Source organism: Cypionkella sp. (assembly GCF_028290025.1).
Lineage (GTDB): Bacteria > Pseudomonadota > Alphaproteobacteria > Rhodobacterales > Rhodobacteraceae > Cypionkella.
In genome coordinates this window covers 65,498-79,253 of record NZ_JAQGKQ010000112.1, presented here as the reverse complement: position 1 = coordinate 79,253, position 13,756 = coordinate 65,498, and the positions used below count along the sequence as shown (strand labels likewise).

The window sequence follows — 13,756 nt, the reverse complement described above, 5'->3', positions numbered from 1 at the left end:
CGTTGTTTTTTGAGTATTCCCAACCTGTCTGCTCCGCGTTTGATACGGGTGCAGGTGGGCGCGACACTGCGGCCCGCCTCCATCATGCTGCGCAAAAGCGCAAGGACACTGGGCATCTTATTGCCGCTTCATAACCTTAAAATTGACGAAGTGGCAGGCTACAAGCGTCCCTGTGGTGGTGAACTTTGTAATGGTAGTGTCGCCGCGCTGGCAGGCGCGGCGGCAAACTCCGCAGATCGGGCGCTTGAGCTGCGTTGTCTCGCTTAATAATCAAAAAAACGTGGCCAGCGATCCGAAAATGCGGTTTGCGGATCGCGCTTTTGTTGCGCTTCGGGGTTGTACTGGGGCAAAGCATTGGCTATAGCGGCGGCGCGGGTTGTTAGCTCAGTTGGTAGAGCGTCTCGTTTACACCGAGAATGTCGGCGGTTCGAGCCCGTCACGACCCACCATTTTTCATCAGCTTAGCGGTTTGCTGCGATCTGCGTTCCCAACCCTAAGCAGGATTGGTTTTAGGATGTTGGTGTAGCGGCATCATTATGGCCGTAGTGTCGCTTTAGGGCAGGGTGCAGAACTCTGCGCAACTGCGCACAGAAGCCGCGCGCAGAGTGGCCTATGGTGCGCCATTGTTTCGACCTATCTTAGACATCAAAGATGGAGGCGAATATGAGCTGGAATCCTTTGCTGGATGCGTCGATCCCGATGGGTGACGAAGTCGATGCGATTGAGGCGGTGATCATTCCGCGTGCCCGCGATTTGGGCGGGTTTGAGGTGCGCCGGGCGCTGCCGTCGGCGCAGCGGCAGATGGTCGGGCCGTTTATTTTCTTTGATCAGATGGGACCGGCCGAGTTTATCACTGGCAAGGGCGTCGATGTGCGGCCGCATCCGCATATCGGACTGTCGACGGTGACTTACCTGATGCAAGGTCGGATGCACCACCGCGATTCGCTTGGCACCGATGCTTGGATCACCCCTGGTGAGGTCAATTTAATGCAATCCGGTCATGGCATTACCCATTCGGAGCGTTCCGATGGAGCTTTGCCGCAGACGTTGTTTGGCTTGCAGACTTGGCTCGCGTTAACCAAGGCGCAGGAAGATGCTCCACCAGCGTTTCACAATCTCGGCGTCGATGCGCTGCCGTTTCTGGAGGCTGAGGGCAAGCAGGTGCGGTTGATTTTGGGCTCGGCCTGGGGCGCGAAGGTGCCTTTGGAGCTGTCGTCCGAGACATTCTATGCCGATGCGATTTTGGCTGCGGGCGCATCATTGCCATTGCCGGATGAGCATGAGGACCGTGGGGTTTATGTGCTTTCGGGCGAGGTCAGCCAAGCGGGGCAGGTGCATGGCGTGGGGTCGATGCTGGTGTTCCGTCCGGGCGATGGCATTTCGGTCAAGGCGGGGCCGCAGGGGGCGCGGATCATGGTGCTGGGTGGGGCTACGATGGACGGGCCGCGGCATATCTGGTGGAACTTTGTGGCGTCCAGCAAAGAGCGCATCGAGGCCGCGAAAGAGGCTTGGCGGGCGGGCGATTGGGCGCATGGGCGGTTTCAACTGCCACCTGCGGACAATGACGAATTCATCCCAGCACCGGATCATTGAAAGCCGGATGGTTCAAAAACCGAGATCGTTCAAAAACATCGGTGAACCTGCTTGACGCCGCTTGGCCGCTTGCGTAATACCCCGGCACGCCCAAGCGATTGGGCGCCTCGGGCAACCGGGGGCAAGGCGGCGGTGGTAGCTCAGTTGGTTAGAGTACCGGCCTGTCACGCCGGGGGTCGCGGGTTCGAGTCCCGTCCACCGCGCCATTTCACGAAAACTTCCTGAGATTGTGTCTGGCTACACGTTTCGGCGTTTGCTTGCTCCTTTGATGTGCGCGGGGTTTTGCACCCCACACCCCGCAGAGTATTTTACCCGCGTGAAAGCGAGTTTAAATAAGTTTTAAGTTACAGTTTGAGACGGTAACGGATGTGGCCGTCGCTGGGGGTGAAGCTGTCATATAGGCTGCGGGCGGTTTTGTTGGCCTCGTCGGTGTGCCAATACAAGCGGTGCCAGCCGCGTGCGCGTGCGAGGCTTTGCAGGTCATCGATCAGCGCGCGGGCGACACCTTGCTTGCGGGCGGTGGGGCTGACGAACAAATCCTCAAGATAGCAGTCGTCGCCGATCACCCAGCTGGAGCAATGGTGATGGTGGATCGCGAAGCCTACAATCTCGCCGTTCAGGCTGGCGAGTCGGGCGTTCATCGGGCTTTGCGGGTCCATCAGGCGCGCCCAGGTTTTGGCGGTGACCTCGTCGGGCAGATCGACTTTGTAATAGGCCAGATATTGCGCCCAAAGATCGCGCCATGCGGCTTCATGCTCCGGGGTGGCACTCAGGATTTGAACAGTCATATCATGGCCTTCCGCTGCTGCGATCACGCTGAAATCTCGCAGCTTTCACGGGGTTACACAAGGCGGTGCCCCCGGATATCCTTTTTTTAGCGTGGGTATATAACCCTCGTTGAAGCCGGGATCTGCCGGACGGAAAACTTCTCCGCCGACGCGACAGACCAAGACGGTTTCAATGCTAGGCCGAAGGGGTGCGCCCCCGGTCCAAAATTCGGAGTTACGCAGATGCGTGCTTTTATGCTTCCCGCAGCGATCATTCTGTCTATCGGTTCGGCGTCATTGGCGATGGCCGCTGGCACCACCACGGCTGGGGTGATCAAGACGCTTGATATGAAAACCCACACCATCACGCTTGCCGATGGCACCGCATATATGTTGCCGCAGGGTTTCAAAGATCCCGGGCTGAAGGTCGGTGAGAAAGTCTCGGTGATTTGGGATATGAAGGGCAAGGTGCATGAGGCGAGCGCGGTGAGTGTTTTGAAAGGCTGAAAATCAGCTTGGCGGTAATGGAACGGGGGCCAGTTGGCCCCCGTTTTTATGTCGATATTAGATGAGTTTTTCCAAAATCCGCGCCCATGAGCGGATGCCTTTGTGGAAACATTCGAGATCGTATTTCTCGTTCGGTGAATGGATTTGGTCATCATCGCGGCCAAAGCCGATCAGCATCGCGTCCATATTCAGATAAGTCTTGAAGTAACCCGCGATGGGGATGGAGCCGCCGCAGCCGATATAGGCCGCAGGAACGCGCCATTCGTCGGTCAGGGCTTGGCGGGCGGATTCGAAAGCCGGGTTGCCAATCGCCATCACGCCTGCGGGCGAATTGCCGTGGCCTTTCCATTCAACGCTGCAATCGGCGGGCAGTTGTGCTTCAAACCACGCGCGGAAATTGTCGCGGATGGCGTCAGGGTTTTGACCAGCCACAAGGCGGAACGAGATTTTGGCATGGGCCTGCGCCGGAAGCACGGTTTTGAAGCCGTCGCCGGTATATCCTCCCCACATGCCGTTAATCTCGGCGGTTGGGCGCGACCAGATCATTTCCAACGGCGTGCGATCTTGTTCGCCTACGGGGATGCTGAGGCCAACATCACCAAGGAATTTCGCGTGATCGAAGGCCAAGGATTGCCACTGGGCGCGGATGTTGTCGGGCAGTTCGGTCACGCCATCGTAGAAGGTCGGGATGGTGATGTGGCCTTGATCATCGGTCATGTTGCCGAGGATTTTCGCGAGGATGCGGATCGGGTTCGCCGCAGCGCCACCGTAGGAACCCGAATGCAGGTCTTTTTTGGCGGCATGGACGGTCAGTTCCTCGCCCAAAAGCCCGCGCAGCATGGTGGTGATCGCAGGGGTGTTGTCGCCGAACAGGCCAGTGTCACAGATCAGCGCGATATCGGCTTTCAGCTCGGCGGCGTTTTCCTGCATGAACGGGATCAGCGACGGCGAACCGGATTCCTCCTCTCCTTCAAGGAAGATCGTCAGTTTGCCGGGCAGGGTGCCGTGGATGGCTTTCCACGCGCGACACGCCTCTAGGAACGTCATCAACTGTCCCTTGTCGTCGGACGAGCCACGACCGCGGATGACGCGGCCTTTGGCGGTGTCTTGGATTTCGGGATCGAACGGGTCACGCTCCCATAAGTTCAGCGGATCAACGGGTTGCACATCGTAGTGGCCGTAAAACAGCAGGTGTTTGTCGCCCGAACCGCCATGTGCGACCACCATCGGATGACCGGGGGTAGGGCGCGAGGCGGCTTCAAAGCCGAGCGATTTCAAATCCTCAACCAGCCGGTCGGCGGCTTTTGCGCAATCGGCTTTATAAGCCGGGTCGGTAGAGATCGACGGGATACGCAGCAATTCCAACAGGCGATCTAACGCTTGCGGCAGATCGGTGTCGATGCGGGACAGGACGGCATCCAGACTCATCGGGCTCTCCTTAAAGTTATCGGCAATTTATTGTCAGGCGGAGCCTAACACGCGAGGGGGGACTGTCCAGAGCCGGCAGGCTGCGATAAAGCTTGGGAAATTCTGGCAGCCAAAGGTGTGGTATGAAGAAGATGATGTTTGGTGCGGCATTGGTCATGGGTTTGGCCTCGGTCGCGAGCGCACAACAGGTCAAAACCGAAGTGGCGGAACTTGACGGGTTCAGCATAACGCTGCATCAGCACGCGTTCCTGACCCAATCCGAACTCGCGACACTGCGCGTGGTGATGAGCAACCGGGATGCGCTGGCGTTGTTTGTGCCCGATAGCAGCAAGGGCTTTGCGGCGCTCGCGGTATCGCCCGATGATGGCTTCCTGCCGGAAGGTGCGCCGGCGAAATCGGCGCAGGCTATTGGCGGTTTGCCAGACGCGGCGACTGCAGCACAGGCTGCTTTGGCGGCCTGTGACGGTTTGCGCAAGGGTGCCGCATCATGTGTGCTGGTGCTCGAGATCTCGCCGAAGGGCTGATGCTTGGCTCCGGCCTCGGGTTGCGGTAATCTGGGGTGGGGCAAATTGACGTATTTAACTCAGGCACGATTTGACGCACATCAAGGTAGCTAGCTGCCCAATGTTTATGCAGGGCTGCAAGCGATGGAGAATATTATGAACTACGATGCAGCCCTCGATACCGCCATTGGCCGCCTGCACGACGAGGGGCGCTATCGGACGTTCATCGATATTGAACGCCGCAAGGGTGCCTACCCACATGCGATCTGGCGCAAACCCGACGGGACTGAGGCTGATATCACCGTCTGGTGCGGCAATGATTATCTCGGCATGGGGCAGCATCCGGTTGTGCTGAAAGCGATGCACGAGGCGTTGGATGCGACCGGGGCAGGCTCGGGCGGCACACGCAATATCTCGGGCACCACGGTTTACCACAACCAGCTTGAGGCGGAACTGGCCGATCTGCATGGCAAGCAGGCGGCTTTGGTGTTCACCAGCGCCTATATTGCCAATGACGCCACCCTAAGCACGTTGCCGCGCCTGTTCCCCGGCTTGATTATCTATTCCGACGCGCTGAACCATGCCTCGATGATCGAAGGTGTGCGGCGCAATGGTGGGGCGAAACGCGTGTTTCGGCACAATGACGTGGCGCATCTGCGCGAATTGTTGGCGGCCGATGATCCGAACATCCCAAAGCTGATCGCGTTTGAGTCGATCTATTCGATGGATGGCGATTTCGGCCCGATCAAGGCGATCTGCGATCTCGCGGATGAGTTCAAAGCACTTACTTACCTCGATGAAGTCCACGCCGTTGGCATGTATGGCCCGCGCGGCGCCGGGGTGGCGGAGCGTGACGGTTTGATGGCGCGGATCGACATAATCAACGGCACTTTGGCGAAGGCTTACGGGGTGTTCGGCGGCTATATTGCTGCAACTGCGAAGATGGTCGATGCGGTGCGTTCTTATGCTCCGGGCTTCATATTTACCACCTCATTGCCACCTGCTGTAGCGGCAGGGGCTGCGGCCTCTGTGCGGTATCTGAAGACCGCCCAACACCTGCGCGATGCCCAGCAGAGCGCAGCCCGGATTTTGAAGATGCGGCTGCGCGGTTTGGGGCTGCCGATCATCGACAACGGCTCACATATTGTGCCCGTTCACGTTGGCAACCCCATCCATTGCAAGCTGCTGTCCGACATGCTGCTAGAGCAGTTTGGCATTTACGTGCAGCCGATCAACTTCCCAACCGTGCCGCGCGGCACCGAAAGGCTGCGTTTTACACCGTCTCCAGTGCATGATTCGGTGGCAATTGACGCAGTTGTGAAGGCAATGGACGCGCTTTGGGGGCAGTGTGCGCTAAATCGTGCCGAAGCTGTGGCGTAAATGTCTTTCTGCGCATGCAGAATCGCTTGCCCTGTGCTAGGTTTTGCCCAATAGACAAAATATGAGTCGCCCTAAGGGTGACAGGATTATTGAGGCAGATATGGGGCTCAGCGCATGATCGGGCGGAGAGTGAAAACTCCGGCAGCCGAAGCTGATAAGCCGAAAGGCTTTGACGATTTTGAGTTGCGCTTAGGTGATTTGATGCGGGGCGAACGCGCCACGCTCGGCAAATCGCTGCTGGATATCCAGCGCGAGTTGAAGATCAAGGCCACCTATATCGCCGCGATTGAAAATGCCGATGTCTCGGCGTTTGAAACCCCGGGTTTCATCGCGGGCAATGTGCGCTCTTATGCACGGTATCTCGGCATGGACCCGGATTGGGCTTTCGCCAAATTCTGCCGCGAGGCGAATTTTGAGGTGGCGCATGGCATGTCGGCTGCGGCCTCGTCGGTTTCGATGACGGCTTTGCGGGCGCGGCAAGTGGCGCAAGAAGGCCGCGAAGGTTTTGGCGATCTGAATACCGCGTTCATTCCGCGCAGCGAAAGCATTTTCGCGCGGGTTGAACCGGGTGCGGTAGGCTCGCTGGCGGTTTTGGTCGCTTTGATCGGTGCGCTTGGCTATGGCGGTTGGTCGGTGTTGCAAGAAGTGCAGCGTGTCCAGCTTTCGCCGATAGAGCAAGCCCCGGTTGTGGTCGCCGAGTTGGACCCGCTCGCAGGTGTGCAAACCGCAGCGCCGCAAGCCGAAGTGGCTGATCAGGTTGCCGATGCGACAGATGCTTCGGGCGGCAGCGATCAGTTGGATCGGCTCTATCAGCCCGAAGCTTTGGATGCGCCGGTGTTGACCGCGCGTGATGGCCCGATTGGCACGATCAATCCTCGGGTCGCTGGGGTGTTGACAGCGGATGCCGCAGCGGTGGAAGCGCCGCTCGATCCGATGCAGCAAGCGATTGACGATACCGTGCAGGTTGTGGCTGATGCCAAGCCCGGTGTCGAAGTGCTGGCCGTGCGCCCGTCGTGGGTGCGGGTGTCGGCAGCCGATGGCACGGTGTTGTTTGAGAAGATCCTCGATGCGGGCGAGCGTTATGCAGTGCCACCGTTGCAGCAGGCGGCTTTGCTGCGCTCGGGTAACTCGGGTTCGATCTATTTCGTGGTGAATGGCAAGACCTATGGCCCGGCAGCGCCCGGCGCTCAGGTGATCAAGAATGTCGCGCTGTCGGCAGAGGCGCTTACCACGGGCTATCAGACCGCTGACCTGACCGGTGATTCTGATTTGGCGCAGTTTATCAATGTGGCGGATGCCAGCGTGCCCACAGCGCCGCCGGTTCCGTCAGAATAAGCAAAGTTGATGCTGGCTTTGGCCCCGGGCAGTTGCTCCGGGGCTTTTGCATGTCTATCTAGGGGCAACAGAAGGAGCCCGCCATGACCCATAATCCGATCCGCCCTTGGCGCAATATCGAACGGCGGGTTTCGCGGCAAATCCGGGTTGGCAAAGTGCTGGTGGGTGGCGACGCGCCAATCTCGGTGCAGACTATGACCAACACGCTGACCACCGATGTTGCGGCCACCATTGAGCAAATCCAGCGCTGTGCGGTGGCGGGCGCTGATATCGTGCGAGTTTCAACCCCGGATGAGGGCAGCACCTTCGCGTTGCGGGAGATCGTGCGCGAAAGCCCGGTGCCGATCGTGGCAGATATCCACTTCCACTACAAACGCGCGATTGAGGCGGCAGAGGCTGGCGCTGCTTGTCTGCGGATCAACCCAGGCAACATCGGCAATGCGCAAAGGGTGCGCGATGTGGTGCAGGCGGCGAAAGATCACGGCTGTTCGATCCGTATCGGGGTGAATGCCGGATCGCTGGAGCGGCATCTGCTTGAAAAATATGGCGAACCTTGCCCGGATGCGATGGTGGAAAGCGGCATGGATCATATCCGGATGCTGCTCGACAACGACTTTCATGAGTTCAAGATCAGCGTTAAAGCGTCGGATGTGTTCATGGCGGCGGCGGCCTATCAGCAGTTGGCAACGGCAACCGACGCACCGATTCATCTCGGGATTACCGAGGCCGGGGGGCTGGTGTCTGGCACGGTGAAATCGGCGATTGGCTTGGGCAATCTGCTGTGGTCAGGCATCGGCGATACCATTCGGGTTAGTCTGTCGGCTGATCCGGTAGAAGAAGTCAAAGTCGGTTTTGAGATTTTGAAATCGCTCGGCCTGCGGCATCGCGGTGTGACGATCATCTCTTGCCCGTCTTGCGCTCGGCAGGGGTTTGACGTGATCAAGACCGTGTCCGCGCTGGAAGACCGCTTGGCGCATATCACCACCAGCCTCAGCCTGTCGATCATCGGCTGCGTGGTGAACGGCCCGGGTGAGGCTTTGATGACCGACATCGGCTTTACCGGCGGTGGGGCGGGGTCGGGCATGGTGTATCTTGCAGGTAAACAGCATCACAAGCTGGGCAACGAAGGTATGGTCGATCACATCGTTGAACTGGTTGAGAAAAAAGCGGCAGAGATCGAAGCTGCGGAGATCGAGGTCGCAGAGCTTGAGGCCGCGAAACTCGCGGCTTTTGCACCGATTTACGGCTAAAGCCGCTTGTCATCGGGCGAGCGGGGGTTTCACATCCCCGCGCCGCATTGCTAAAGCAGCAATGCAGCTTCCCCCGTGGGATATTTATGCACAGAGTATGACAATTTTAGATAAGATTTAGGGGTTTAACCGCGCGGCTCAGCTTTTGCGCTCTGCCGCGACGATTTGCTGCATACCGTCCAACGGCACGTAGCCGCGCAGCATTTGGCTGTCGATTATAAAAGTCGGGGTGCCGCTGATCGACATTTTGCTGCCCAAATCTTGGTTTTGGGCGATCACGGCGGTGACTTCGGGCGAGGCCATTTTATCCAGCACGGACTTAGCGTCAAAACCGAGATCGCTGGCAAGTCGGCTGAGCGTGTCGGCATCAGGCTCGCCGCGCAGGGTGATCAGCGCGTCATGGGATTTCTTGTAAGCGTCATCACCGTGCAACTGCCGCACCGCGATAGCAAAGCGCGCCGACGCTACCGAGGCATCGCCTAAAATCGGATATTCTTTCAGAATCAAGCGGATATTGCCGTCAGCTTTCACCAGATCTTCGACCTCTTGATAGGCTTTGCGGCAATAGCCGCAGCGGTAATCCATAAACTCAACCACGGTGACATCGCCGTCCGGGTTGCCGCCCACCCAAGACGCAGCATCCGCAAACAGGTCGGCCTTGTGGTCGATCACCAACTGCTTATCCGTCGCAACTTCGGCTTTGGCTTGCCGATTTTGCAAAACGTCCATCGCTTCCATCAGCACTTCTGGATTTTCCAGCAGATAGGCTTTCACCTCGGCGCGGAACGCTGTGCGCTCGGCGTCGGTCATCGCATCAACGCCACCCGCAAGCATAGGGGCAGCAAAAGCGCAGGTCAGCAGGGCAGCAAGTACGGGCAGGCGCATCGGGAAACCTCGGTCTGGGCCGAGCAATCGGCCGGGGTTGACGAACGCCTTCTAGGCGGGACTATTGGCCGCAACAATAGGGGCAGGGTGATGGATAGATCAAGCCGGGGTCAGGTTGATCCCTTCATTGTGATGGATATGGTGCGCGATCTGGTGGCTTTTCTTGCGATCAACCATAGCAACAAGGCAGAGGCAGGGGCCTCCGGCGGGGATATTTAAGCCAATATGAAAGCATTCTTTAGTCTTGTTTTATTGATTTGCAGCTTGGCTTTGCCGGGTGATGCGCAGGTATTGTCGGGGCTGGCGAAATTCGATGCTGCGGCCTCCGAGATCGTCGATGCGGGCGCCGATGTGCAGATTGATCTTGCGATTTCTCAAGCGGTGCCGTGGCGGGTGCGGGTTTTGGATGATCCAGCACGGTTGGTGGTGGATTTCCGCGAGGTTGATTGGACGGGGCTCGCGGATATGCCGCTACGCAGCGCCCAGATCAAGGCGATGCGGGCCGGGGTGTTTCGCCCCGGCTGGTCGCGGTTGGTGCTGGAATTGGCCGCACCGATGCAGGTGACTTCTGCCGAGATGCGCACTAACGGCCCGGTTGGTGTGCACCTGCAGTTAGCGCCTGCGACAAAAGCCGACTTTGCGGCACTGGCGGCGTTGCCAGAGCCTGCCGATTGGACCTTGCCGCAAGCCGTGGTCTTGGCCAAGCCGCTGGTCAAATCCGGTAAGCTTGTGGTGGTGCTGGACCCCGGTCACGGCGGCATTGATCCGGGGGCCGAGCGCGGTGGTGAAAATGAGAAGACGCTGGTTCTGAAATTTGCCCGCGAGTTGAAAGAAGCCCTGCTGCGCGACGGCGGCTTTGCGGTGGTGATGACGCGGGACGAGGACGTGTTCGTGCCGCTTGAAACCCGGATTTCGATTGCGCATCAAGCGGGTGCTGACGTGTTTCTCTCGCTGCACGCAGATGCGATTGCTGAGGGCGATGCGGTGGGGGCGACGATCTATAGCCTGTCAGCGGACGCCAGCGATGAGGCGTCGGCGGCTCTGGCAGAACGCCATGATCGCGATGATCTGCTCGCCGGAGTAGATTTGACCGAGCAAGACGATCTGGTGGCCGAGGTATTGATGGACATGGCGCGCACCGATACCTTGCCTAGAACCGAGCGGTTGGCACTGGCGCTGGAAACCGCGATCAAGGCGCAGGGCTTGAAAATGCACCGCCACCCCCGGCAACAGGCCAGCTTTTCCGTGTTGAAATCGGCAGATATCCCCTCTGTGTTGTTGGAGTTGGGGTTCTTGTCGTCGGATCGCGATCTGAAACGGCTGAACGACCCCGATTGGCGGGCGAAAATGGCGCTGTCCGTTGCCTTGGCGCTGAAGGCGTGGGCAAAGCAAGATGCGGGGTTGCGGACGCTGCCGCTAAAATAACGGCAGCACTTCGCTTGGCGCCATGAATAGCGTCAGAGTGTTTTGACCTTTGCCGGCGCCCGCGTGTATAAGCGCGCGTGCGGGGGCAGGGTGCCATTCGCAATGGCGGGAATGACAAGCGTGCTCAGGTTTATCGGCTCTTTCTTCGGGGGCATCTTCACGACGATCACGCTTGGTCTGTTGTTCGGCGCACTTACGCTTGGCGCGGTGTTCTGGATGTATTCGGCCGACCTTCCGAGCCACGACAGCTTGGCTCGTTATTCGCCGCCCACCATCAGCCGGATATACTCGGGTGAGGGCCGGATTATCGACGAGTTTGCCAAAGAACGCCGTCTGTTCGTGCCGATTGAAGATATTCCGGTGCTGGTGCGCGATGCGTTCATCTCGGCCGAGGATAAGCATTTTTACACCCATCGCGGCTATGATGTGCAGGGCATGATCTCGGCGGCTTGGGATGCGATCAAATCGCGCGGCAAGAACGCGCGCGGGGCGTCTACGATCACCCAGCAGGTGATGAAGAACTTCCTGCTCGATGGCTCGCGGTCGGTTGAACGCAAGGTCAAGGAACTGATTCTGGCGTCGCGACTGGAGCAGACGCTTTCGAAGGACAAGATCCTTGAGCTGTATATGAACGAGATTTTTCTCGGGCAGAACTCGTATGGCGTGGCCGCCGCGGCGCAAACTTATTTCAACAAATCACTGGATCAGCTTAGCCCGGCAGAGGCTGCGACCTTGGCCTCGATGCCAAAAGCGCCCAGCGATTACAACCCGGTGACGCAAAAGGAACGCCTGACCAACCGGCGGAACTATGTGCTGAACGAAATGTTTCAGAACGGCTATATCGACGAGGCGGCCTATAAAGCTGGGCGCGAAGAACCGTTGAAATCGGTGCAAAACGGCGATTACCCGGCGTTCCGCGAGGCTTTACCGCCGCGCGATTACTTCACCGACGAGATCCGCCGTCAGTTGTCGGGAACGTTTGGCGAAGAAGAATTCTTCGGTGGTGGTCTGTCGATCCGTGCCACCGCTGACCCGGAGTTGCAGGAAATCGCCGCCGTCGCGTTGCGCCGGGGCTTAGAGAAATACGACCGCAATCAGGGCGTTTGGCGTGGCAGCGGCAAGACCATTACCGCCGATGTTTTGGGCGACGAGGCCGCTTGGCGCAAAGCCTTGTCCGAGGTTAAAGACATGCCGCGCGACGTGACGGGCTGGCATGTCGCTGTGGTGCTTTCGCTCGGCGATAAGACCGCCGAGGTTGGTATCGAGGGCGTTGACGGTGTGCAGGAAATCCCTGCGACCGATGTCACTTGGGCGCGTAAGCGGCTCGAGGGCGGCAAGCTGGGCAAGAAAGCCCGCGTGCCTGCCGATCTGGTCGATGTTGGCGATGTGGTGATGGTGCGCCAAATTACCGACGACAAAACCGGCGAGTTTGTGCGCTGGTCGCTGCGCCAAGTGCCGGAAGTGCAGGGCGGCTTCATGGCGATGGACGTCAACACTGGCCGCGTCATGGCGATGCAGGGTGGTTTCAGCTATCAGTCTTCGGTGTTCAACCGCGCAACTCAAGCGACGCGTCAGCCGGGCTCCAGCTTCAAGCCGTTCGTCTATGCGGCGGCGTTGGATTCGGGTTTCACCCCGGCGACCATCATCGTTGACGCTCCAATTGAGGTGGAAACCCCGCAAGGGCTGTGGACACCGAAGAATTCCACCAACAAATTCTACGGGCCAACCCCGATGCGGACTGGGATTGAGCAATCGCGGAACCTGATGACGGTACGGATCGCGCAGGAAATTGGGATGCCGCTGGTGGCAACCTACGCCGAAAAGTTTGGCGTTTACAAACCGATGCAGCCCTTCCTCGCTAACGCTTTGGGCGCGCAGGAAACCACGCTTTACAAGATGGTCGCCGCCTATGCGATGTTCGCCAACGGTGGCGAGCGGGTGGAGCCAACGCTGGTTGACCGGGTGCAAGACCGCTACGGCAAGACGATTTATCGCCACGATCAGCGCAAATGCGAGGATTGCAACTCGCCGCGTCTGCCGAAAGGCGATGGCGTGACAATCGACAGCAACCGTGAACGAGTGATGGATGCGATCACCGCCTATCAGCTGACCTCGATGATGCAGGGCGTTATTCAGCGCGGCTCGGGCACGGGCGTCAAGCTGCCGGTTCCGGTGGCGGGCAAGACTGGCACCACCAATGACGCGAAAGACGTGTGGTTCATTGGCTATACATCCAACACGGTGGCAGGTTGCTACATGGGGTTTGATCAGCCGCGCACCTTGGGGCCGGGAGCGTTTGGTGGCACCTTGTGCGTGCCGATCTTTCAGGAATTTATGAAAGAAGTGGTTAAGCGCCGGGGTGGCACCACGTTCAAAGTCCCTCCGGGTGGCTATTTCCAGAATATCGACCGCTTCACCGGCGCGCTGCTTGGCCCCGATGCCTCGGGTGCGAATGTGGTTGCCGAATATTTCCGCGAGGGCGAGGAGCCTTTGTTCGCCTTGGGTGAGATCATTGACGGCGGCTTTGCGATGGGTTCGAACCTGCCGCTGTTTGCCAATGGCGAAAGCGATCTGGGCGGCAGCGACACCATAACCACTTCGGACGGTCAGACGAAATCGGTGCCGAAAAAGGCCAATTTCGGTACGCTTTCCTCGGGCGGGCTGTATTAGAGTGGTTTACGTT

At 58.8% G+C, this 13,756-nt stretch carries 12 protein-coding genes and 2 tRNA genes; 11 read left to right on the top strand and 3 right to left on the bottom strand.

What is annotated here, in order from left to right:
* Window positions 1-373: 373 nt before the first annotated feature.
* The 3 genes from JWS10_RS19950 (at window position 374) to JWS10_RS19940 (ending at window position 1,799) form a co-directional block, all read left to right on the top strand.
* Window positions 374-449, top strand: a tRNA-Val gene (locus tag JWS10_RS19950).
* A gap of 214 nt (window positions 450-663) precedes the next feature.
* Complete coding sequence (locus tag JWS10_RS19945; RefSeq protein WP_299482031.1) at window positions 664-1,593, top strand: pirin family protein; 930 nt, start codon at window positions 664-666, stop codon at window positions 1,591-1,593.
* A gap of 129 nt (window positions 1,594-1,722) precedes the next feature.
* Window positions 1,723-1,799, top strand: a tRNA-Asp gene (locus JWS10_RS19940).
* A gap of 138 nt (window positions 1,800-1,937) precedes the next feature.
* On the opposite strand, the gene JWS10_RS19935 is transcribed toward JWS10_RS19940, so the two are convergent.
* Entirely contained in the window at window positions 1,938-2,381 is a 444-nt protein-coding gene (locus JWS10_RS19935; protein ID WP_299509539.1) for a GNAT family N-acetyltransferase, read from the bottom strand.
* A 222-nt stretch (window positions 2,382-2,603) separates the two neighbouring features.
* Between JWS10_RS19935 and JWS10_RS19930 the strand changes: the two genes are divergently transcribed.
* On the top strand, window positions 2,604-2,867 hold the full coding sequence (locus tag JWS10_RS19930) for a DUF1344 domain-containing protein (protein ID WP_299509538.1): 264 nt from the start codon (window positions 2,604-2,606) through the stop codon (window positions 2,865-2,867).
* Between the two features lie 57 nt (window positions 2,868-2,924).
* Here the strand turns inward: JWS10_RS19930 and JWS10_RS19925 are convergent, their stop codons facing one another.
* Window positions 2,925-4,295, bottom strand: a complete 1,371-nt coding sequence (locus tag JWS10_RS19925) for a M20/M25/M40 family metallo-hydrolase (protein ID WP_299509536.1) — start codon at window positions 4,293-4,295, stop codon at window positions 2,925-2,927.
* A gap of 122 nt (window positions 4,296-4,417) precedes the next feature.
* Here JWS10_RS19925 and JWS10_RS19920 point away from each other — a divergent pair, with 122 nt between their 5' ends.
* The 4 genes from JWS10_RS19920 to ispG all read left to right on the top strand — a co-directional run bounded on the left by JWS10_RS19920 (window position 4,418) and on the right by ispG (window position 8,763).
* Window positions 4,418-4,819, top strand: a complete 402-nt coding sequence (locus JWS10_RS19920; RefSeq protein WP_299509534.1) for a hypothetical protein — start codon at window positions 4,418-4,420, stop codon at window positions 4,817-4,819.
* 135 nt (window positions 4,820-4,954) lie between these two features.
* Entirely contained in the window at window positions 4,955-6,178 is a 1,224-nt protein-coding gene (gene hemA, locus JWS10_RS19915) for a 5-aminolevulinate synthase (RefSeq protein WP_299509533.1), read from the top strand.
* A gap of 114 nt (window positions 6,179-6,292) precedes the next feature.
* Window positions 6,293-7,513: a helix-turn-helix domain-containing protein gene (locus tag JWS10_RS19910; RefSeq protein WP_299509532.1), complete on the top strand. Its 1,221-nt coding sequence runs from the start codon at window positions 6,293-6,295 to the stop codon at window positions 7,511-7,513.
* An 83-nt stretch (window positions 7,514-7,596) separates the two neighbouring features.
* Window positions 7,597-8,763 carry a flavodoxin-dependent (E)-4-hydroxy-3-methylbut-2-enyl-diphosphate synthase gene (ispG, locus tag JWS10_RS19905; RefSeq protein WP_299509531.1) on the top strand — a complete coding sequence of 389 codons (1,167 nt, stop codon included), beginning with the start codon at window positions 7,597-7,599 and terminating at the stop codon, window positions 8,761-8,763.
* A gap of 138 nt (window positions 8,764-8,901) precedes the next feature.
* Here ispG and JWS10_RS19900 read toward each other — a convergent pair whose 3' ends face one another.
* A complete protein-coding gene (locus JWS10_RS19900; protein WP_299509530.1) occupies window positions 8,902-9,648 on the bottom strand; it encodes a DsbA family protein in 747 nt (248 codons plus the stop codon).
* Window positions 9,649-9,738: 90 nt separating this feature from the next.
* Between JWS10_RS19900 and JWS10_RS19895 the strand changes: the two genes are divergently transcribed.
* The 3 genes from JWS10_RS19895 to JWS10_RS19885 all read left to right on the top strand — a co-directional run bounded on the left by JWS10_RS19895 (window position 9,739) and on the right by JWS10_RS19885 (window position 13,743).
* Window positions 9,739-9,867 (top strand): hypothetical protein, encoded by a 129-nt coding sequence (locus JWS10_RS19895; RefSeq protein ID WP_299509529.1) that lies wholly within the window; start codon window positions 9,739-9,741, stop codon window positions 9,865-9,867.
* Window positions 9,868-9,873: 6 nt separating this feature from the next.
* Complete coding sequence (locus JWS10_RS19890) at window positions 9,874-11,073, top strand: N-acetylmuramoyl-L-alanine amidase (RefSeq protein WP_299509528.1); 1,200 nt, start codon at window positions 9,874-9,876, stop codon at window positions 11,071-11,073.
* A 120-nt stretch (window positions 11,074-11,193) separates the two neighbouring features.
* Window positions 11,194-13,743 carry a penicillin-binding protein 1A gene (locus JWS10_RS19885; protein ID WP_299509527.1) on the top strand — a complete coding sequence of 850 codons (2,550 nt, stop codon included), beginning with the start codon at window positions 11,194-11,196 and terminating at the stop codon, window positions 13,741-13,743.
* Window positions 13,744-13,756 lie beyond the last annotated feature (13 nt).